The following is a 19,727-nucleotide window of genomic DNA, read 5'->3' as shown; positions in this document are numbered from 1 at the left end:
CGAAACAATAACTCCACATGAACAGCAAGAGCGTTTTTCCACTTGGAAATTGGCTCAAAAAAACTTTTTTACGAACGTTCTGCGATAGAATGAAGTCACAAAATATTTTTGACGCTACTCACACTCGGTAATTAGATCAAAAAAATTTTTTACCGAATCTTCCACGAGGAAATAAAGCCATTTTAAAAATTTTGAGGCTATTTTCACTTGAACACACACTAACTCACAAGCGCCAGCTTTCTCTTCGTTTGGATAAGAGTTCCATCTTGTCCAAGTTATAGTGATAGCGTTCTAAAATAGTTGGATTGAGAGTCCCATTTTCAAGAGCGGCTTTGACCGCACACTTGGGCTCTGTCCTGTGCTGGCAATTGCTAAATTTACAAGCTACAGCCAAGTCATCAATGACTGCGTGTCCATAGCATAATGGCTGTCAATTCCCTTGAATCCAGGCGTATCCACCACATAGTAATCTAAGTCTGAGCAGTAAATAAACGTACTGCTAGTCGTCGTGTGCTTGCCTTTTCCATCCTGTCTTTTAACGGCATTGACCTTGGCAGAGAATTCTTCCTGTAAGAGATTGACCAAGGTGGACTTGCCTGCTCCAGACGTCCCGATGAAAAGACCAATCCCACCCGCTACTAAATTTCCTTTTAGCGTATCAATAGAGTCTCGATCCTCACTGCTAATGGCCACTAGAGTAATATTGGAGTAGAGTTGCTGGATTTCCTCCATGACAGTCGCATAGTCAGGGCACAGATCCTTCTTACTCAAGACAATGGTCAAGTCGACTTCCTGCTGAGAAAAGACGAGCACGTAACGTTCTAACTTTGAGAGGGAAAAATTTTGGTCCAGCGGTATCAAGATGAACAGTTGGTCAATATTGGTCGCTAGCACCTGGTCTTGTTCTGAAAAATGATAACTTTTAGCCGTTGTATTGCTGGCTTTTTGAATCCTATTTTTCCGCTCAATCAATTGCAATTGCTCATGATTCCCTTCTGCGGATAAGGCAACAATGTCCCCCACAAACAAGTCTTCCTGTCCCTGTTTTTTAGGAATGTCTTCCACATGACCATCCGGCAAAACCTAAAATATAATTCATCTTATTTTCTGAAATAATCCGTGCACGTTGAAGGTTATCTTCTGTAAGAGCAAAATAATATTTTGGCATATAACTCCTTATTTCACCGCTTTCGTCGCAATAAAGGTCTTGATGTTGAGTTCATGGAGACGACCTACGCCATTGGTATCTTCGTATAGGTCTTGGAGCAGGAAGCCTGCTTTCAGCTGACCACCGATTTGCTCTTCTAGCGTATGCGAAAACTGCATGCCACAATCTTCTACCTCCATAAAGGCTCTAGCTTTTTCATCTGTCGTTGGGTCAAAAGGCATAGCCCAAATGATTTTTTCTTCATTTTCATCCACAAGATAGTTGACCCCATTGTCAAAGCCACCGAGGAAAATGCCTCCCTTTTTCAGCACCCGATAGGCTTCTGCAAAGATTGGCTCCACGTCTTTTACGTAGCAATTTGATACAGGGTGGAAAATCAGGTCAAATGTTTCGTCCTCAAATGGCAAGGGCTTCGTCATATCTCCTTGAATGGCTTCGATTTCATATCCTTCTCGTTCAGCCACCAAGCGTTCGGACTCAATTTGTTTACCTGAGTAATCCAGCACCGTACACGTTGCACCAAGTGCAGTAAAAATCGGCATTTGCTGTCCACCGCCAGAGGCTAATCCCAGGACTTTCTTGCCCTTCAAATCGCCAAACCAGTCATGAGGAACAGAAACAGTCGGTGTCAACAAAACATCCCAGGTGCCCTTTTTCGCATCCAAAAAGGTCTCATGAGAAACGGGAATTCCCCATTCCCAACCTTCTTCCACCCAACGGTCAATTGTTTCTTGGTTCATTTCTTGATAATTTTTCATTCTTTTTCTTATACTTTCTGTTGAATCTTATGCATTTGGGCGTAAACACCGCCCAAAGCAAGAAGTTGCTCATGATTGCCTCGTTCGATAATCCGCCCTGCATCCAGCACTAAAATCTGGTCTGCATTTTGGATGGTAGACAAGCGATGAGCGATGATAAAGGTCGTCCGTCCAGTCTTGACCACTTCCATAGCTCGCTGGATAATCTCCTCTGTTTCGGTATCAATATGAGATGTTGCCTCATCCAGTATCAAAATCTTAGGGTTTGAAAAGAGGGTCCGCGCAAAGGCAATGAGCTGGCGCTCACCACTTGAAAAGGCTGCTCCTTTTTCAACAACTGGTTCATAAATCCCCTTTTCAAGTCGTTTCAGCAAATCGCCCGCTCCAACTTTTTCAAGCGCATCAAGAATATCCTCATCGCGTGTATTCGCCTTGTCCATGGTTACGTTGGAAGCAATGGTTCCTGTAAAGAGGTAAGGATCCTGCAAGACAATTCCCATATAACTTCGTAGACTTTCCCGAGAATACTGGGAAATATCCTGACCATCAATAAGAATGCGACCCGACTGAGGATCATAAAAACGATAAAGCAAGTTCGTAATAGAGGATTTTCCCGAACCGGTATGCCCCACCAAGGCAATGGTCTGTCCTTTTTCAACGACTAAATTGATATCATGGAGAACTGGCTTGCCCTCTTCATAGGCAAAGTCAACACCTTCAAAGCGAACTTGTCCTTCTTTAACAACCAGTTCCTCCTCACTATCTGCTTCCGTCTCCTGGCCAAGCAAATCAAGCACCCGCTGGCCTGTTTCCATAGACCGTTGGACATTTGGTAATTGACGAACCAACATCCCCATGAGGTCAAAAAGCTCAATGACGTAGTTGAGGTAAACAAAGAGACGACCCGCTGTCATGGCTGCATGTCCTGACAAAAATTGTAGGCCAATCAAAGTGAGAATGGTAGCCACCACCATATTTTTGATAAATTCTGTCAGCGGCCATGAGGCGATAGACTGCGCCCAGATAATGCGATTATCTGCGTCCTTCATCTTAGTAACTGTCGTTTCAAACTCACTAAGCACATGTTGTTCTTGTCCAAACAGTTGAATCAGACTTGCCCCGTTCATGGTCTCGTTGACCTGCGTATTAACCTCACTTCTGGCATCATAAAATTCTTTCATAGGACCATTTGTCAGCTTAGAATAGAGGACTTGAATGCCATAAAAAACCGGAATAAGCAAGAGGAGCACCAAGCCCAAATTGACATTCATGTAAAAAATGATGCCGTAAGTAAAGATGACTCGCACAATATTGGACACAATATAGACCAACATGGAGTAAAACTGGTTGCGCAAAGTTTCCGTATCGTTGACAATCCGAGTTGCAATTTTCCCAGCAGGCTTGTCATCAAAGTAGGAAATCGGTAAATTTTGCATGACATCATAGGCACGATTCCGCAAATTTTCTGCAATTTTATTGGCCGAATGCACCAAAAGCCGTGTGGCCACATAAGAGAATAAACCACCCAAGGCAAGCAAGCCCATGTAAGATGCCAATCGCATCAAAAAGTCTGCCTGATCAAATGGAAGTTGCTTACTCAAGTCCGTCAAAGGACCATCAATCACTGCCTGTAAGAGCAAAGGTGCCAGCTGATTGGCCGCCGTTGCTAGCAGAAAGACCGTCACTCCCCAGAAAAAGAGGAATTTGATGTGCTTGATTTCTTTTAATAAAGGAATGATTACGCGCATGATTCCTCTCCTTTCTCTTCTGTTTGCTGACGTTGGTATTGTTCATAATACCAACCGCCCATCTCTAATAAATCTGCTGGGGGTCCTTCCTCGACAATAGCCCCATCATCTAAAACCAGCACCCAGTCAGCATGATTGACCGCTGATAAACGGTGTGTCACGATGATATTGGTTTTCCCTGCCCTTTCTTTTTGGATATTTTGGATAATCTGGCGTTCTGTTCGAGCATCCACTGCCGACAAAGAGTCATCCAGGATGAGCAAATCAGGGTCTCGCAAGAAGGCTCTCGCAATCGAAATCCGTTGCTTCTGTCCACCTGAAATGGATACCCCTCTCTCACCAATCATAGTATCCAGACCAGATGACATCCGTTCCAAATCTCCTTCAAAAGCTGCCGTCCGCACCGCCTGTTCAATTTCTTTCTGACTGGCATCTTCTTTTCCAAGGGCAATATTTTCTCTCACTGACTTGGAAAATAGAATGTGCTCTTGTGGCACATAGCCAATCAAGTCCTCGACCGAACGACGTTTGTAGGCTGTAATAGGCTGCCCATCCACTGCAAATGTCCCCTGTCCAAGCGGGTATTGACGTAGGAACTGACGTACCAGCGTCGTCTTGCCAGAACCCGTCTTTCCAACGATTCCGACTGTCTGACCAGCTTTCAGTCGCCAATTGATACCGCACAAGCTGAGACGGTCCGCATTTGGGTAGGCAAAGTCATAGTTCTCAAGGACAAAATCCTGCCCCTTCGCCAGCCATTTTTCACCGTCCGCCTCCATATCATCTCCTGTCGTAATCAATTCATTGACCTTACTGAAAGAGGTCTTACCTGTCTGATAAACCAAGACAAAGTCGGACAACATCCAAAAAGGCTCAATTAAAGAGACCATGTAAAGTTGTAAGGCGATGACCTGCCCCAGACTAACTTGACCCAAACGTAAGCAGTGCGCTCCCATAAAAAGGACGAGCGTTGTAGAGAGCCCAATCAGAAGAGAGCCCATCGGATGGTAAATGGATTGAAGGGCTGTAATTTTATCCCCCATATGGGACAACTCACGAGTACGCTTGGCAAACCGAGTACCTTGCACAGATTTTTTTGAATAAGCACGCGTCACCCGAATCCCTTCTACCGCTTCCAGGACTTCATTGTTGACCTCTGCTATAGCTATCCGCCGTTCTTCAATCAAGTCATCTTGCTTACGACTAATCAGATAAGAACCTGTCATCAATACCAGCATTGGCAGCATGGCAAGAAGGGTAATCTGCCAAGAAATGAGAAACATGGTTGGAATGATAAAAGCAATCATCCCGCCTGCATAGACCACAATCATCAGACCGTACCCCACCATTTCCATTAGCCCCTCAACATCTGTAGAAAAGCGGGTCATCATATCGCCTGAGCGAAATTTTTCATAAAAGGGCGTCCGCATGGAAACCAATTTTCGGAAGGCCTGCCATTGCATATCAAACTTAAAATTCACCGATCCTTGAAATAGCTTGTAATGCCAAATATAGGCTGATAGATAATTTATCAGCGTTGCAGCTACTAAAATCCCAACATTTGTCCACAAGGTTTCTGCTGTTAAAGCTTGACTAGACAACTTATCCACCAAGCCTTGAATAACCTTGGTTGGGACCAACATGGTCATATCGTAGACAATCAACAAGGCAGCAATGAGCAAATAGAGCCATTTATGCTGCTTGATATAATTAAAAATTAACTGAAACATTCTTCATCTCCTCTTTCCTAGTTCTTTTCTAAAACTCTCAATTTTACATCACTTCACCTCAAAAAATGTACACAAAAAGGCCCCAAACAGATTCCTCCATTTGAGACCTTGAATGGCTTAATTATTCTTAGTACACCTAAAAAGACTAAGAATATTTCTCAGAAAGGAGGGATTGCATATTCAATTTTGCGTTCATCATTGTGTTGTTCATGATGTTTCTCCTTTCTTAATGGTTTATTCGTGTTTTATTATAGCATATGGAAAGCGCTTGTCAAGAGAAATTTATAATTTTTTAATGATTAACAACTTTCACGAACAATCAGGCGAGTCGATAACATGACTTGGCGACCAACTTCTGTTTCTCCCTCCATACGACTTTTCAGTAGACGAAGAGCTTCATTGCACATCTGTTCAATAGGAATTTGTACCGTTGTCAAGGACGGCGATACGTACTTCGCAATGTGAACATCATTGACCCCGATAATCGCAATATCTTCTGGAATTTTGTAGCCAGCTTCTTTTATGGCTTTCATGGCTCCAATCGCAATCGGGTCATTGGCTGCTACAAAAGCCGTTGGCAGGGCAGATTGATCTGTCTTGAAGAGATAATCTCTCATCGCCACATAAGCCGAATCAACTGTAAAACTGGTCATAAGCACTGGAAAATCAGACGTATCAATTCCTAGACGATACAAAATTCGTTGAAAATAGCGTTGTCGTCCGTCATAACGTGGCTCATCGTAATCCTCTAATTCTGTTTTACGGGCACCACCTAGCATCCCCAATTTCTTGTGACCAAGTTCTAACAATTTCTCAATAGCCAGTATCATCCCTTGATACAGATTAGCATTAACAGCATCCACATCGTAATCCATGACATCATTATCAATGGTACAGATATGAGGAGTCACTGTTTTTAAGTAATTCAATTGTTCCTGAGTAAATTTTCCAATGGTCACAATCCCCAGTAAATCATCCTCAACAGTCGGCAAATTGGTCAATTGAAAAAACTTAGCTTCATAGCCTTCAGCCTTCACCCGCAACTCAATATACTTACGAAGCGAGAGGTAAAAAACATCCTCTAACTCTTCCTCATAAGAGTACCAGTAGCAGATTCCCAAGGCACCCATGCTTTTTTTCTTTCTCTTCTTCTTGCCTTTTTGCTCATAGTGGAGCAATTCAGCAATTTCAAAAATTTTTCGTTTGGTTTCATCCGTAACAGCCAAGCCCTGATCATAGTTCAAAACACGTGACACAGTTGCCTGAGAAACGCCTGCTTGATCTGCAATATCTTTTAAGGTTACCAATTCACTCCCCTCCTTTCTTCTATTTTACCTAAAACAAAGGGCAAGAACAAGTCTCACCCTCTGATTTACAGCATATTAAAGGTCAATTCCAAATGGAAGGATTCATCTAACAACTTATAGTTTTCAGCTAATTCTGGACCACAAGAATTAGAGCCAATACCAGCTTGTTTGGCATCTAAGAGCAAGACAAGATAGTCTGCTTCCACTAACTCATGGTCATGTTTGGTTTCAGTCAATGTTTCCAAACTGTAGTACGATGCATTAAAGCTGAAACCTTCCTGCGATTGAATATGCAGACCTTGGCCGACTTGATTTTGCAAGATAAGTTGATGAGCCCCTACATGAGAACCTGACTCTTGTGGGCGAATATGGTGTTCGTAGAAATCCGCTACAGGACTTTCAAATTGACCAAAGTAGCTGGCTTCTTGCTTATCCTGATACGCTTCCCAAGGTCCTTGACCAAGATAAGTCGCCTGACTCAAATCTTTCTTCAAACCAAGTTGCAAACCAACCCGCGGAAGGAATGGATGAAGAGGATTACGGGTCATATGAGACGAAACTTTTATCTGCCCTGCAGCTGTCAAAGTCCAGGTCGCTTGCACATCCAACACTTTTTCACGGTAAATTGGTGTCAATCCTACATGTGTATGCAAGACAAAATCCTCACCATTCTGCTCCCAGTCACAAGAGTAGAACTTGGTGAGCGGTTGATAGAAGCCTGCATCCTGCCAAGCTTGTCTCACACGGCGGTCATTATCTGTCGGAGCACGCCAAACTGTCCAAGTCATAGGACTTTCTAATTGTGATTGGTCATCAACTGACCAGTCTGAAAAGCCTCCACTTGTCTTGTCAAAAGTCCAAACGAGATTTCCTTTAGAAATTTCAAGACGATCAGCAAATTCTTCTACTTGCCAATCTGCAGTATTGACTGCTCTTTCCACTTCGGGCAAAACTAGCGCATGATCAAAGACCAAAACTTGTTCACTGGAAACGAAAGTTCCTGCTGGAAGAAGGGATTGATTTTCTGCTAATGCCACATGCAGATTGAGATGGGTAAGCACGGCAGTGTTAAAAGTAAATGGCAACTCCAATTCAGCTGTTTGCTTAGCTGGAATATCTGGTAGAACAAGGGCATATTCTGCCACAACTTTGCCATTTTCTTGGAGTTCTAGTTTGGCTTTGAAACGAGTTCCTGTTGCAGCAAAGAAGAGTTTATTTTCCAAAGTCACTGTACCTTTTTCAGGATCAACAGCTTTGATGACAATCGGACGATGAATAGCTTGAAATTCCTTCAAACCTTGGTGGGGAACACGGTCTGGAGAGACGAGACCATCCACACAGAAGTTACCGTCATTAAAGCGAGAACCATCATCGCCACCGTAACCAAACTGCGCCTTACCATTCTCATCTTCTGCCAGCACAATGGCATGGTCACACCATTCCCAAACAAACCCTCCCATAAAGGTTGGGTACTGCTGCATAAGCTCATAGTAGGCACGCAGGTCACCGGGACCATTTCCCATAGCATGTGAGTATTCGCAGAGAACAAATGGTTTTTCAGGATGTTTCAGATAGAGTTCTTCTGTCTCTTCCAAGGTTGGATACATGCGCGAGTAGCAAGAAAGATAGGTGGTATCATTGTCACGCTCAGGGTCCGCATAATGAAAGGCTTCATAGTGGCGAGGACGAATTGGATCCAATTTGTAGGCATACTTAAGCCCTTCTTCAAAGGTCACACCAAAGCCTGCTTCATTTCCCATTGACCACATAAAAATGCTGGCAAAGTTCTGATTTGGAATGATAGAGGCAGCCACGCGGTCCTTGATGACTTCGATGTAGCGTGGATCATCTGCTAATTTGTTGTAATTTGCATTCCAGCCACGGCCGTAGAGTTCAACTACGCCATGTTCTTCCACATCTGCTTCACTCATAACATAGAAGCCATATTGGTCACAGAGTTCGTAAAATTCTGGCGCTTTTGGATAATGTGCAGTACGAATCGCATTGACATGATGTTCCTTCATGAGACGCAGGTCTTCAATCTGCTCCTCAATCGTCACTGTTGCACCCGTCCGTGGTCGACTATCATGCTGGTTGACACCGTAGAGTTTAATTGGGCGACCATTCAAATGAAGCACATTTTCGATAAATTCAAATCGGCGGAAACCAACACGTTCACGGAACCATTCTCCCCCAACTTGGAAGACCAAAGTATAGAGTTCTGGCGTTTCGGCTGTCCAGAGCGCTACATTTTCTACTGTCAAAGCAGACCAATCTTGCCCTTCTTCTAGCAACTGACCATCAGGACTGTACAATTTATAGGCCGACACCGTCACATCTGGATCCATGACTAAGAAGTCCAAATCCAAACTAGCCTTAGAAAAATCATCTGTTAATTCTTGTTGCACCAAGTAATGGAAAAGGTGCTGTTTAGGGCGTTTCAAGAGATAGACATCTCGGAAAATGCCACTAGTACGGAATTTATCCTGATCTTCAAAATAAGTCCCGTCTGACCACTTAAGAACAAGGACAGAAAGCTGATTTTCCCCAGCCTGTAGATAAGGCGTCACATCAAATTCGGAAATGGAATGTGAAACTTGGCTGTAGCCCACCCATTGCCCATTGACCCAGACATAAAATGCCGAGTCCACACCTTCAAAGTTCAGATGAAAATCCAAGCCCAAATCTGCTTCCTCTACAGAAAATGCACGAGTATAGAGTCCCACTGGATTGTCCGTTGGAACAAAGGGCGGATCAAATGGAATAGCGTAGCGAACATTGGTATAGTTGAGTTGATCATAACCCGAATTTTGCCAAGTGGATGGTACTGCAATACTGTCCTTATGAGTAGCTATTAAGTCTTCCAAAGTCCAGTCTAACACATCCAAGATAGAGGCATAGTAAGAAAATTGCCACTGACCATTCAAGTCTAAAAAGCGGGCTGACTGCGAACGACGACTGGCTGTCAGCGCAGCCTCAGCACTCTCAAAAGGAATGTAGTAATTTCTCCGCGGCATCATATTGACATGGAGCATATCTACATTTTCATAAAAATTTTCGATTAACATATATTTCTCCTTTTACTTGATGGAACCAAGCATACCAGCTACAAAGTGTTTTTGTAGAATAAAGAAAATCAAAGCAGTTGGTAAAGTCGCTATGACAATAGCCATCATAATCACACCATAATCCGGTGAATAACTTGAGCCAAGATTGGAAATCAAGAGCGGAATCGTCTGATTTTCTGGTGTTTGTAAAACAATCAATGGCCAGAGATAGTTATTCCAAGCAGACAAGAAAGTAATGATCCCTGCTGCGGCATAGGTTGTTTTCATAGATGGCATATAAATACGGATAAAGCAACCTAATTCCGATAAACCATCAATCCGTCCCGCTTCCAACAAATCCTTGGGAAACATCTTCGTATTTTGACGGAAATAGAAAATTAAGAAAGCCGTTGAAATGTAGGGTAACATCGCTGCGGCATAAGTATCAATCCCAATAACTGGAACTGTATTGGACAAGCTACCAAATAAACGGAAAAGCGGAATCATCAGCGAAGCAAACGGAATCATCATGGCCAACATGAGGACATTAAAAACCATATCCTTGTATTTTGACCGATAAATTTCAAAGCCATAGCCAGCTAAGGAAGCGAAAAACAAGGCTAATACAGTCTGCAAAATAGATACGATAGCAGAATTTTTCAACGCACGCGCAATATCTGCTGTCTCAAATAAATTTTTCAAATTATCAAAGAAGTAGCTACCTGGCAACAAGCGACCATTGGTCACATCAATCGACTTATTGGTTGCACTGACCAAAAGGAAATAAAAGGGAAATGCAAAAACAATGGACATCAAAATGAGAAAAATATAGGTTCCAATATTCTTTTGCTTAATCATCGCGTCCACCTACCTTAAACTGAATCATTGAGAAAATCACAACCAGAATCACAATACCATAAGATACTGCCGCTGCATAGCCGAAATCTGGTGTGTATTTGAAAGACAAATTGTAAATGTATTGAGAAATAGTCATTGTCGCATTCCCTGGACCACCATTGGTGATATTCATAGGCTCATCAAAGAGCTGCAGGGTACCAATTGTAGAAGTAATGGAAGTAAAAAGAATAACAGGTTTCAAAAGTGGCATCGTAATCTTGAAAAACTGTTGACGCTCATTTGCTCCATCAATTCTCGCTGCTTCATAAACCTGCGGATCAATATTTTGCAAGGCAGACAAGAAGAAAATCATATTGTAACCTGTCCAACGCCAAGTAATCGCAATAATAATCAGAATTTTTGCCAAAAGCGGATCAGACAACCACAAGATTGGGTCTGAAATCAAGTGCAAACTCATGAGAAATTTATTGATAATCCCATCGTTTTGGAATAAATACTTGAACACAATTGAATAAGCAACCAAGGAAGTTACCGCTGGCAAGAAGACAATCGTTCTAAAAATCCCTTTGAATTTCAGCGTTTTTTTATTGAGAAGCACTGAAAAATACATGGCTAGAATGACCATTATCGGAACTTGAAAAATCAAGAATAAGAGGGTATTTTTCACTGCAACAATAAAATCTGGATCCTTGAACAAACGACTGTAGTTCTTCAGTCCAACAAATTCCATGTTCACACCTTTACCAGATTGCAAAGAAAGGATAAAGGATTGGACCATTGGATAAAAGTAGAATAAAAAGACAAGGGCAACTGGCACTGCAATAAAGAACCAGCCGACAATTTGTTTTTTAAGATGTGATTTCATCATTCACAACCTTTCCTAAAATAGAAAGCGGATAAAAGCTCCGACACGGGTCCAAGCATTCTATCCGCTACACATCTCTATCATCTGATAGCAGACGGAGAATCTTATTTGAGTTGGTCTTCGGCTTCTTGTTGAGCATCTGACAAGATCTTATCGAGATTTCCACCTTTCGTGTAATCTGTAAAGGCTTTGGCTAAGATATCTTCAATTTCATAAGTATTTGAGCCGTAGTTCACAGCTGGAATTTCTTGTGCCCAACCGGCAAAATCTTTATAGACTTCTTGTCCTCCGAAATAGTCTACTTTCATATCATACATTCCGGCTTCAGTAGCTGGCTTGTAAGAACCGATTGCACCAATTTGATCTGTTAATTGTTTGTAGAGTTCAGTTGAAGAACCAAATGTTTCTTTTAAGAATGCTGCTTCTTCTTTTCCATTTTGGTTGATAACATACCAGGATGAACCACCCATATTTGAAGCATTTACTGAGCCTTCTACAGATTGACGAGGGTAAGGTACAACTGCCCATTTACCAGCTTGTGAAGTTTCAGCGGTGATAGAAGGTGTCAACCAGTTACCTGCTGGCGCAGACCAAACAGTTCCTTTGTTGAAGGCACTAACGTACTGAGCCCAATCATTATGCACGTTCATCAATCCACCATCGTAAAGGACTTTCATATCTTCAAAAGCTTCTTTCAAAGCTGCATTGCCTTTGATAGTTGGAGTCTTGCCGTCTTCACCTGTATACCAAGCACCACTTGAGTTAATCATGGCACGAATTTGTCCCAAGTCATCCATTTGGTTAGTAATCGCTTTCACACCTGTTTTTTCTTGAACAACTTTAGCAATTTCGATGTATTGATCCCAAGTAATATCTTGTAAATCTTCAACCTTGTAGCCAGCTTTTTCTAAAATATCTGTACGGACGTACATCCCAGTTGACGCTGTATCAAATGGCACATTATACACTTCCTTGTCGAAAGTACCTGCAGCAATCTTGTAATCAACGAAATCTTTTGCATTGATAATATCTGTCAATGGGAAGAAACTATCTGGGTAAGCAGCCAAGAAACTTTGCGCACGATAATCTTCAATCAATACGATATTTGGCAAACCTTTTGTAACACCAGAACTAAGGGCTGTATTCAATTTTTGAACAATATCATCTTGCGCAGACTCAACGATTTTTACTTCTACAGGATCATCATCTGTTTTTTGGTAAATTTTGTCTGCCAACTCAACAGCTTTAACATTATACTTGGCATCCCATGCCCAGACAGTGATTGAATCTACATCTGCTTTATCAGACTTGCTCGATGAAGATGAACCACAACCCGCTAGCACTGCACTAGACAACAAAGCACCAGCAATTAGCATGCTTACCTTAGATTTTTTCATTGTAGATTTCCTCCTAAAATGTTGTAATTGATTTTCTACAATGACATCATAACAAAATGTAAGCGTTTCATCAATATACTTTTGCTATTTTTTTAAAAGTTTTACTAAAAAATATTTCACCTATCAAATAAGGATTCTCAAGCTGAATATGTAACCTAAAAAACGAATTAAGCAACCATTTTTAGTAAAAATAAAAAATCTTCCCAAAAACAAATGGAAGATTCCTAAAACCTTTTTACGAAAAAAGAACCTTGCCAAGACAAGATTCTTTCTATCTCTATGCTAGTTGCCGGGATTGAACCGGCGACCTCATCCTTACCATGGATGCGCTCTACCGACTGAGCTAAACCAGCGCTTTTCTATTATAACGTAAGTCCCACATTTTTGTCAACAAGAAAAACAAGACTGGAAGCCAATCTTGTTTCATCTTTTTAAGTAATTTCATTTTTCTTTTTCAAGTAGATCAAGCCAATTACTGCCACAGCTACTGTAACCATGACAAAAACAACTGCATTTCGTCCACCAAGACTAGCGCCATTTTCTAAACCACTAGCTTGCCCCATGCTAAATAACTGCGATGCTACTGCCGTTGCGAAAGCCCCTGCAAATTGTTGGAAGGTATTGAGAACGCTATTCCCATCTGCTGACTGCTCCTTAGATAATTTGGTTAAGGCAGAGGTCACCATATTGCTAGCACCAATTCCCATTCCCAACTTGACAGTCATATCTGCCAACAAAAGGAGCCAGACTGAATGCCCCATGATACAGATGAACATCGCACCGAGACCAAAAAGAACCGTCGTCAAACCAGCCAAAATTGGCTTAAAAGATCCTACCTTGTCAAACAAATAGCCAGATACTGGTGACATAGCTACCACGATCAGAGCACCTGGAAACATAAACATGCCCGCTTGAGTTGATGTCTGTGCTAATACCAATTGCAAATGATTAGGGAGAACAAAGGAAAGTGCCAAAGGTACAATTTGATAAGCAAAGACACCGTAAAGTAAGATGACAAAGGCGCGATTACTAAAGACCGCTAGATTCAAGAGACGATTTTTCTTGTTTAGCTGATAAAAAATGACCATAGCCACTAGTGCAACTAAAAAGAAAAGTAGGGATAATTTTTCGATGGACAAAAGTAACAAGACAAGCCCGATTCCCAAGAAAACAAATGCAGGGAGATTCAATTTCTCACTAATAAACACTTTTTTACTTGGAATTGAGAACAAGCCCACAATAGTGGATACGATAAGAAGCGGAGAGAGTAGCATGAAAATCATCTGCCAGCCAAAATGTGCCAATACAAATCCACCATAAGTAGGACCGATAGCTGGCGCCAACAAGGTCGTCATAGCAGCGATCCCCATCATAAAGCCGCGTTTTTCCAATGGCACATAATGCAGGATGATATGGTACATGAGAGGCAAGGCTAGCCCTGTACCAATCCCTTGTAACACCCGCCCTAACAAAAGGACCATCAAATTGGCCGCAAAACTATCTACAGCTACCCCTATCAAAAATAGCAGATTGGCCATCAAAAAAATCTGTCTCTCTGAAAAATTCCGAATCAGATAAGCTGACAAAGGAACCGTTGCAGCCACTGCCAACAAATTTCCCGTCGTCGCCCACTGAATTACTGTTGCGCCTACTCCAAACTCCGCCATCAGCGTCGGAAAGGTCACATTCATCGATGTTTCAAATAAAATACCACAAAAACTTAAAATTGCTGTCGCAATCATGGCTGGTACAACATGCCATTTTTTTGTCGTCATAGTTCCTCCTTATATGAAAAAATGGGCACTAATTTCTCTAGTGCCCATTTAATTACATGAATTAAAATACAGATTGTAGTCGGTCTGAACCGAACGAAATCTATTATATCAAAACATCCAAGGAATGACAAGATTTATTTTTCTGCTGTTACAGATTTATCTTCCACTTCTTGCGGATTTTCATAAGCATTGATAATCTCGGCCACAACTGGGTGGCGGACTACATCCTTGGCTGAAAAATGGACAAAATCAATTTGTTTAATGGCTTGTAATTTTTCCTGGGCATCAATCAAACCTGATTTTACATTGCGTGGTAGGTCAATCTGACTAGTATCACCATTGACAATCATTTTAGAATTGAAACCAAGACGGGTCAGGAACATCTTCATCTGCATAATGGTCGTATTTTGTGCCTCATCAAGAATGACAAAGGCATCATCCAAGGTACGTCCACGCATATAAGCCAGTGGTGCAATTTCAATGGTTTCCCGCTCCATAAGGCGCGTCGTCTGTTCCTTACCCAAGATCTGATAGAGAGTATCATAAACAGGACGAAGGTAGGGATCCACCTTTTCCTTGAGATCTCCTGGCAAGAAACCAAGACTTTCTCCCGCTTCTACTGCTGGACGTGTCAAGACAATCCGCTTAACCTGTCCTCGCTTTAAGGCCGTTACTGCAAGTGTCACCGCTAAAAAGGTCTTCCCAGTACCTGCAGGACCGATCCCGAAGACCACATCGTGTTTCTTGACACTGTCTACATAAACTTTTTGCCCTAGGGTCTTGACTCGAATCGGTTTTCCGTAGTTGTCCTTGATGATTTCTTCTTCATAAAGGGCTACAAACTTGTCAATAGTCCCTGCCTGAGCCATGGAAAGCGCCGTGACCACATCTGACGTATTGACTAGCATCCCACGACCAACCAAAACCAGCAGGGCTTGAATGGTCAATCGAGCAACTTCAACAGATTCCTCGTCATCCCCTAAAATCTGCACACGCTCTGTCCGCGCATGAATGACCACATCTAAGTTTTCCTCAATCAAACGCAAATGACGTTCGTTGCTTCCAAAAAGTGCCAACACATCATCAGGATGGCTCAAGGTTACTTCAACTGAAAATTCTTGCAAATTCAATTTCTTCCTTTTTTTCTTACTAGCTTCATTATAGCAGAAAATCCCAGACTGGTGAGATTTTCTTAATTTTCTCTCTCGATTCGCATGGTTAAATGCTCAGGTAAGCGAAAAATCTCTTCTCTGAGGAATTTCGGATAAACCACTTCCTCTTGTAATTGCTGAAAATCCAGCCAGAAAAAGTGATTTTCACGCTTCTTTTCCATCACAGTAAAGTCAGCTTTACTAATATTTGGTACTTCAATCAAAAAATACAAGCATAGCTCATGAAAGGCTTCACCACTAACTTCTTCCGTAAAAAAGCTTTGAGCCAGCCACAAGGGACGGATAATCTGAGCTGGGCAAGCCAACTCTTCTTGAATTTCTCGTAGAATAGCCTCTTCAGCACTTTCGCCAAACTGCACTCTACCACCTGGTAAATAGCTATAGGGAACTTGCTCCTCCCTCATGACCAATAACGAGAGCAGCCACACGGAGATTGAAACGTCCAGATTCCATTTTAAATGAAATATCCATGTCAATGTCCCAAATATTCTTCCCAAATCTGGTCAAAATGACCGAGGTTAAAGGCGAAGCTAGCTTGGTCTTCCAAGTAACGACTGACGGTATCGAAATCATCTGTGTGCTTAGGAAAAGTGGTATCGTCAAAGGCATGGTCTGCCAAAATCGCCAAGGGTTCATTGGACTTGGGATTGCGCTGGGTGATCAACCAGCTGTAAAATGATTTTCTCATATATTCCTTTCTGACCAACTAACGCAGTCCTAGCATAGATTCCTTAGCATGTACCATATCGGTTATCATCTGGCAATAAGGCGTCGGAATACCAGCACGTTTGCCCTTGAAAACAACAGCCCCATTAAGGTAGTCAATCTCAGTGCGGCGTTTGTGTTGGACCAAATCTTGGTGCATAGAGGGATAATGACTAGAAGCTTTCTTAGAAGTTTCCATGATGTATGCCCAAATGGCTTTTTCATCAATTCCGTCTGCTTCTGACTTAGCTACAGCGATAAATTCATCAAAAATATTCTTAACCAGATTCAGGCCTGCTTCTGTCCCAAACAATTCACCAATGGTACAGTCTAAAACGGCGCAAGTTGGATTCATCACTCCATTAACACAAGCCTTACGCCAGATAGCCTCAATCACATTGTCATCATAACTTGCATTGAGACCTGCTTGATTAAACATATCAATAATGTCAACCACAGACTGACCATCACCCACCATATTTTGCACAAAAACACTGCCTGGCCCCTGCAGATGAACATGTCCTGGTCCTTTGAGCCCCGCCAACCAGATGGTCACCCCAACCATAATATTTTCTTGATCCAGATAACGACGCATGGTTGTTGCATGCCCAAGTCCATTCAAAAGGCTCAAAACCTTGGTATGTTCCCCGATAATCCCTCGAATATTCTGGAGCATTTTTGGTAATTGGTCTGCCTTGGGCAAGAGAATGATCAAATCCGCAATCTCCGTTGCCTCAGTTGGCTTCATGATGGGCAGGTGAACACAATCCTCTACATCACCAGTCACCTTGAGCCCATTTTGAGAAATGGCTGCGATATGGTCTTCCCAATTATCCAGCAAAATAACCCGATTATCAGTCTTCGACAACTGGTAACCAAAACGACAGCCCATGGCTCCGCTACCTGCAATATACACTAACATGAGCTCACCCTTTCTAGATTAATTCTGTTCCAAATTGGTCCTGTTTGATTTTCTTAGCCTTCATGAGTCCACCAAGTGCTTTCTTGAATTGACCTTTTGACAAACCAAATGTTGCCTTGATGTCTTCTGGCGCTGATTTATCATTTAAGGTCATAAAGCCACCATTGCTCTCCAAGTAGGTCAAAATCATCTGGGCATCATTTTCCAACATCTCAAAGGAGCGTGGTTTAAGAGATAGATTGAGGGTACGGTCTACAGCCCGATAACCAATCACACGCGCATCCAAGACCTGACCCAAGCGTGGCTCTGTATAGCGTTCATTTGGATGAATAAAGCCCAACATATTGTTATCAGGTAGATAGACAAAGGTACCACTTATTTTCAGACGGAAAACGATAGCCTTGACATTTTGGTTTTGCATATTATCATAGGCTGGTCCAGCCATCTTTTGGAAATCTTCTTGAAAAGCTGGTAAGGCCCAAATGCGGTCTTTCTTGTCCACACTGTAGCGAACATAGAGTTGGTCACCTTTTTTCGGCCAAAGTTCCTTGATTTCTGGTAAAATATCCAGTGATACGACCACTTCCTTATCAGGAAGCCCTGTATCTAGAAAAACACCCAAGTCCTTACGAACGTCTGTAACAGTTCCCCAACCAAAGCTATCTTGGGTTGCTGTCACTTCCTTGGAGGTCAAACGTGGTTTTTGCTTCATGTCCAAGTAGGCGAAGCCCTTGACAGACTCACCTAGTTTGTGCTCCCCTTCTTCTTTTAAAAGAGCGAAGGTCACTCCCTCCTTTTGGACAAAGTAAAATTGTTCATTTTCATCGGTCACTAGACCCACAATAAAAGTTGCTAATAAATGGTTCATAATCTATTCCTTTAATGTTAAAAAGAGAGCCAGCAGAAACTGACTCAGGTCTTTTCTTATACAGACAGGAGTTCTTTTTCTTTCTCAGCTGTCATACTGTCAATTGTCTTGATAGCGTCATCCGTTGCTTTTTGGATGTCTTTTTCAAGAGTTTTCAACTCATCTTCAGTGATTTCTTTTGCTTTTTCAGCTTTTTTGGCTTCATCCATGGCATCACGGCGGATATTACGGATAGCAACTTTTGAGTTTTCTCCGACTTTTTTCACATCTTTCGCCAAGTGTTTACGAGTTTCTTCTGTCAAGGCTGGGATAACCAAACGAATAACAGTACCATCAGATTGTGGTGTCAAACCAAGGTCTGAAGCGTTAAGAGCACGTTCAATATCTTTCAAGATTGACTTATCAAATGGAGTAATCAAGAGAACACGCGCTTCTGGCACAGTGATACCAGCCAACTGATTAAGCGGAGTTTCTGCACCGTAGTATTCAACAGTGATACGGTCAAGTAGGCTTGCATTGGCACGGCCTGCACGGATTTGACCAAATTCACGCGCCAAGCTTTGGTGTGATTGCGCCATACGTTCTTGAGCTTTTGTTACGATTTCTTTTGACATATAGTTTCCTTTTCTTATTTATGTTCTGATTTATTTGAAACGGTTGTACCAATTTGTTCACCGAAGACAACGCGCTTGATATTTCCTGGCTCGTTCATGTTGAAAACAACTAGGTCAATGTCATTGTCCATTGAAAGTGTTGAAGCTGTCGCATCCATGATTTTCAGACCACGTTTGATGACTTCAACGTGTGTCAATTCGTCAAACTTAACGGCATTGGCATCTTTGCGAGGATCCGTATTGTAGACACCATCTACACCATTTTTAGCCATAAGAATGGCGTCCGCTTCAATTTCTGCTGCACGAAGGGCTGCAGTTGTATCTGTTGAGAAATAAGGTGAGCCGATTCCCGCACCAAAGACCACGATGCGGCCCTTTTCCAAGTGACGGAGGGCACGACCACGAATATAAGGCTCCGCTACATTTTGCATAGGAATAGCTGTCTGCACACGTGTATCCACTCCATACTGTTGGAGGCTATCTGCCATAACAAGCGCATTCATAACGGTACCAAGCATGCCAGTGTAGTCAGCCTGCACACGGTCCATACCAGCTTCTGCAGCTGGTTCACCACGCCAAAGATTTCCACCGCCGATAACCAAGGCGATTTGGACACCTGAGCTATGGACTTCTGCAATCTCTTTGGCCATTGCCTGAACAGTTGGAAGGTCAATACCGACACCACGTTCACCTGCCAAGGCTTCTCCTGACAATTTGATTAGAATACGTTCATATTTGGGTTTCATCATCTTACTCCTCTGTATTTATCTAAACTATTTTACCACAAAATTAG

The 19,727-nt window shown here is 42.3% G+C and carries 17 protein-coding genes and 1 tRNA gene; all 18 read right to left on the bottom strand.

The genetic code is table 11. From position 1 onward, the window contains the following. Positions 1 to 384: 384 nt before the first annotated feature. On the bottom strand, positions 385 to 1,080 hold the full coding sequence (rsgA, locus tag ACHUFA_RS01715; protein ID WP_222383459.1) for a ribosome small subunit-dependent GTPase A: 696 nt from the start codon (positions 1,078 to 1,080) through the stop codon (positions 385 to 387). A 96-nt stretch (positions 1,081 to 1,176) separates the two neighbouring features. Further along, positions 1,177 to 1,926, bottom strand: coding sequence for a class I SAM-dependent methyltransferase (locus ACHUFA_RS01710; protein WP_222346817.1), 750 nt, complete (start codon positions 1,924 to 1,926; stop codon positions 1,177 to 1,179). Positions 1,927 to 1,934: 8 nt separating this feature from the next. Then, positions 1,935 to 3,674 (bottom strand): ABC transporter ATP-binding protein, encoded by a 1,740-nt coding sequence (locus ACHUFA_RS01705; protein ID WP_222346818.1) that lies wholly within the window; start codon positions 3,672 to 3,674, stop codon positions 1,935 to 1,937. Continuing rightward, positions 3,665 to 5,404 (bottom strand): ABC transporter ATP-binding protein, encoded by a 1,740-nt coding sequence (locus ACHUFA_RS01700; protein ID WP_222346820.1) that lies wholly within the window; start codon positions 5,402 to 5,404, stop codon positions 3,665 to 3,667. Before ACHUFA_RS01700 ends, ACHUFA_RS01705 begins: the two co-directional genes overlap by 10 nt. Before the next feature lie 299 nt (positions 5,405 to 5,703). Next, positions 5,704 to 6,711 carry a LacI family DNA-binding transcriptional regulator gene (locus tag ACHUFA_RS01695; protein WP_394404727.1) on the bottom strand — a complete coding sequence of 336 codons (1,008 nt, stop codon included), beginning with the start codon at positions 6,709 to 6,711 and terminating at the stop codon, positions 5,704 to 5,706. Between the two features lie 65 nt (positions 6,712 to 6,776). Further along, the gene (locus ACHUFA_RS01690) at positions 6,777 to 9,779 is read right to left on the bottom strand and encodes a glycoside hydrolase family 2 TIM barrel-domain containing protein (protein WP_394404726.1); all 3,003 of its coding nucleotides are present in this window, start codon (positions 9,777 to 9,779) and stop codon (positions 6,777 to 6,779) included. 12 nt (positions 9,780 to 9,791) lie between these two features. Beyond that, entirely contained in the window at positions 9,792 to 10,616 is an 825-nt protein-coding gene (locus tag ACHUFA_RS01685) for a carbohydrate ABC transporter permease (protein ID WP_394404725.1), read from the bottom strand. Next, on the bottom strand, positions 10,609 to 11,481 hold the full coding sequence (locus tag ACHUFA_RS01680) for a carbohydrate ABC transporter permease (RefSeq protein ID WP_222347178.1): 873 nt from the start codon (positions 11,479 to 11,481) through the stop codon (positions 10,609 to 10,611). The genes ACHUFA_RS01685 and ACHUFA_RS01680 overlap by 8 nt, the downstream gene beginning before the upstream one ends. Before the next feature lie 104 nt (positions 11,482 to 11,585). Then, positions 11,586 to 12,878 (bottom strand): ABC transporter substrate-binding protein, encoded by a 1,293-nt coding sequence (locus tag ACHUFA_RS01675; RefSeq protein WP_394404724.1) that lies wholly within the window; start codon positions 12,876 to 12,878, stop codon positions 11,586 to 11,588. Positions 12,879 to 13,158: 280 nt separating this feature from the next. Continuing rightward, positions 13,159 to 13,231, bottom strand: a tRNA-Thr gene (locus tag ACHUFA_RS01670). 78 nt (positions 13,232 to 13,309) lie between these two features. Then, on the bottom strand, positions 13,310 to 14,653 hold the full coding sequence (locus ACHUFA_RS01665) for an MFS transporter (RefSeq protein WP_394404723.1): 1,344 nt from the start codon (positions 14,651 to 14,653) through the stop codon (positions 13,310 to 13,312). Between the two features lie 134 nt (positions 14,654 to 14,787). Beyond that, complete coding sequence (locus tag ACHUFA_RS01660) at positions 14,788 to 15,777, bottom strand: PhoH family protein (protein WP_394404722.1); 990 nt, start codon at positions 15,775 to 15,777, stop codon at positions 14,788 to 14,790. A 68-nt stretch (positions 15,778 to 15,845) separates the two neighbouring features. Next, the gene (locus tag ACHUFA_RS01655; RefSeq protein WP_394404721.1) at positions 15,846 to 16,301 is read right to left on the bottom strand and encodes an NUDIX hydrolase; all 456 of its coding nucleotides are present in this window, start codon (positions 16,299 to 16,301) and stop codon (positions 15,846 to 15,848) included. Then, positions 16,298 to 16,513, bottom strand: coding sequence for a YozE family protein (locus tag ACHUFA_RS01650; RefSeq protein WP_222346841.1), 216 nt, complete (start codon positions 16,511 to 16,513; stop codon positions 16,298 to 16,300). Before ACHUFA_RS01650 ends, ACHUFA_RS01655 begins: the two co-directional genes overlap by 4 nt. A gap of 18 nt (positions 16,514 to 16,531) precedes the next feature. Beyond that, positions 16,532 to 17,452: a 2-dehydropantoate 2-reductase gene (locus ACHUFA_RS01645; RefSeq protein WP_394404720.1), complete on the bottom strand. Its 921-nt coding sequence runs from the start codon at positions 17,450 to 17,452 to the stop codon at positions 16,532 to 16,534. 13 nt (positions 17,453 to 17,465) lie between these two features. Beyond that, positions 17,466 to 18,320, bottom strand: a complete 855-nt coding sequence (gene cvfB, locus ACHUFA_RS01640; RefSeq protein ID WP_394404719.1) for an RNA-binding virulence regulatory protein CvfB — start codon at positions 18,318 to 18,320, stop codon at positions 17,466 to 17,468. A 56-nt stretch (positions 18,321 to 18,376) separates the two neighbouring features. Then, the gene (gene frr / locus ACHUFA_RS01635; RefSeq protein WP_222346847.1) at positions 18,377 to 18,934 is read right to left on the bottom strand and encodes a ribosome recycling factor; all 558 of its coding nucleotides are present in this window, start codon (positions 18,932 to 18,934) and stop codon (positions 18,377 to 18,379) included. 14 nt (positions 18,935 to 18,948) lie between these two features. After that, positions 18,949 to 19,680, bottom strand: a complete 732-nt coding sequence (gene pyrH / locus ACHUFA_RS01630) for a UMP kinase (protein ID WP_222347179.1) — start codon at positions 19,678 to 19,680, stop codon at positions 18,949 to 18,951. Positions 19,681 to 19,727: the final 47 nt, after the last annotated feature.

The sequence above is a fragment of the Streptococcus hepaticus genome, assembly GCF_043656315.1.
Classification (GTDB): Bacteria; Bacillota; Bacilli; order Lactobacillales; family Streptococcaceae; genus Streptococcus; species Streptococcus hepaticus.
Note: the sequence above shows the minus strand (reverse complement) of the source record. Positions and strands in the feature narration are given on the sequence as shown.

Coding starts and splice junctions, on each gene's coding strand:
- ACHUFA_RS01710 (WP_222346817.1), bottom strand. CDS start 1,926: ATGAAAAATTATCAAGAAATGAACCAAGAAACAATTGACCGTTGGGTG.
- ACHUFA_RS01705 (WP_222346818.1), bottom strand. CDS start 3,674: ATGCGCGTAATCATTCCTTTATTAAAAGAAATCAAGCACATCAAATTC.
- ACHUFA_RS01700 (WP_222346820.1), bottom strand. CDS start 5,404: ATGTTTCAGTTAATTTTTAATTATATCAAGCAGCATAAATGGCTCTAT.
- ACHUFA_RS01690 (WP_394404726.1), bottom strand. CDS start 9,779: ATGTTAATCGAAAATTTTTATGAAAATGTAGATATGCTCCATGTCAAT.
- ACHUFA_RS01685 (WP_394404725.1), bottom strand. CDS start 10,616: ATGATTAAGCAAAAGAATATTGGAACCTATATTTTTCTCATTTTGATG.
- ACHUFA_RS01680 (WP_222347178.1), bottom strand. CDS start 11,481: ATGAAATCACATCTTAAAAAACAAATTGTCGGCTGGTTCTTTATTGCA.
- ACHUFA_RS01675 (WP_394404724.1), bottom strand. CDS start 12,878: ATGAAAAAATCTAAGGTAAGCATGCTAATTGCTGGTGCTTTGTTGTCT.
- ACHUFA_RS01665 (WP_394404723.1), bottom strand. CDS start 14,653: ATGACGACAAAAAAATGGCATGTTGTACCAGCCATGATTGCGACAGCA.
- ACHUFA_RS01650 (WP_222346841.1), bottom strand. CDS start 16,513: ATGAGAAAATCATTTTACAGCTGGTTGATCACCCAGCGCAATCCCAAG.
- ACHUFA_RS01645 (WP_394404720.1), bottom strand. CDS start 17,452: ATGTTAGTGTATATTGCAGGTAGCGGAGCCATGGGCTGTCGTTTTGGT.
- cvfB (WP_394404719.1), bottom strand. CDS start 18,320: ATGAACCATTTATTAGCAACTTTTATTGTGGGTCTAGTGACCGATGAA.
- frr (WP_222346847.1), bottom strand. CDS start 18,934: ATGTCAAAAGAAATCGTAACAAAAGCTCAAGAACGTATGGCGCAATCA.
- pyrH (WP_222347179.1), bottom strand. CDS start 19,680: ATGAAACCCAAATATGAACGTATTCTAATCAAATTGTCAGGAGAAGCC.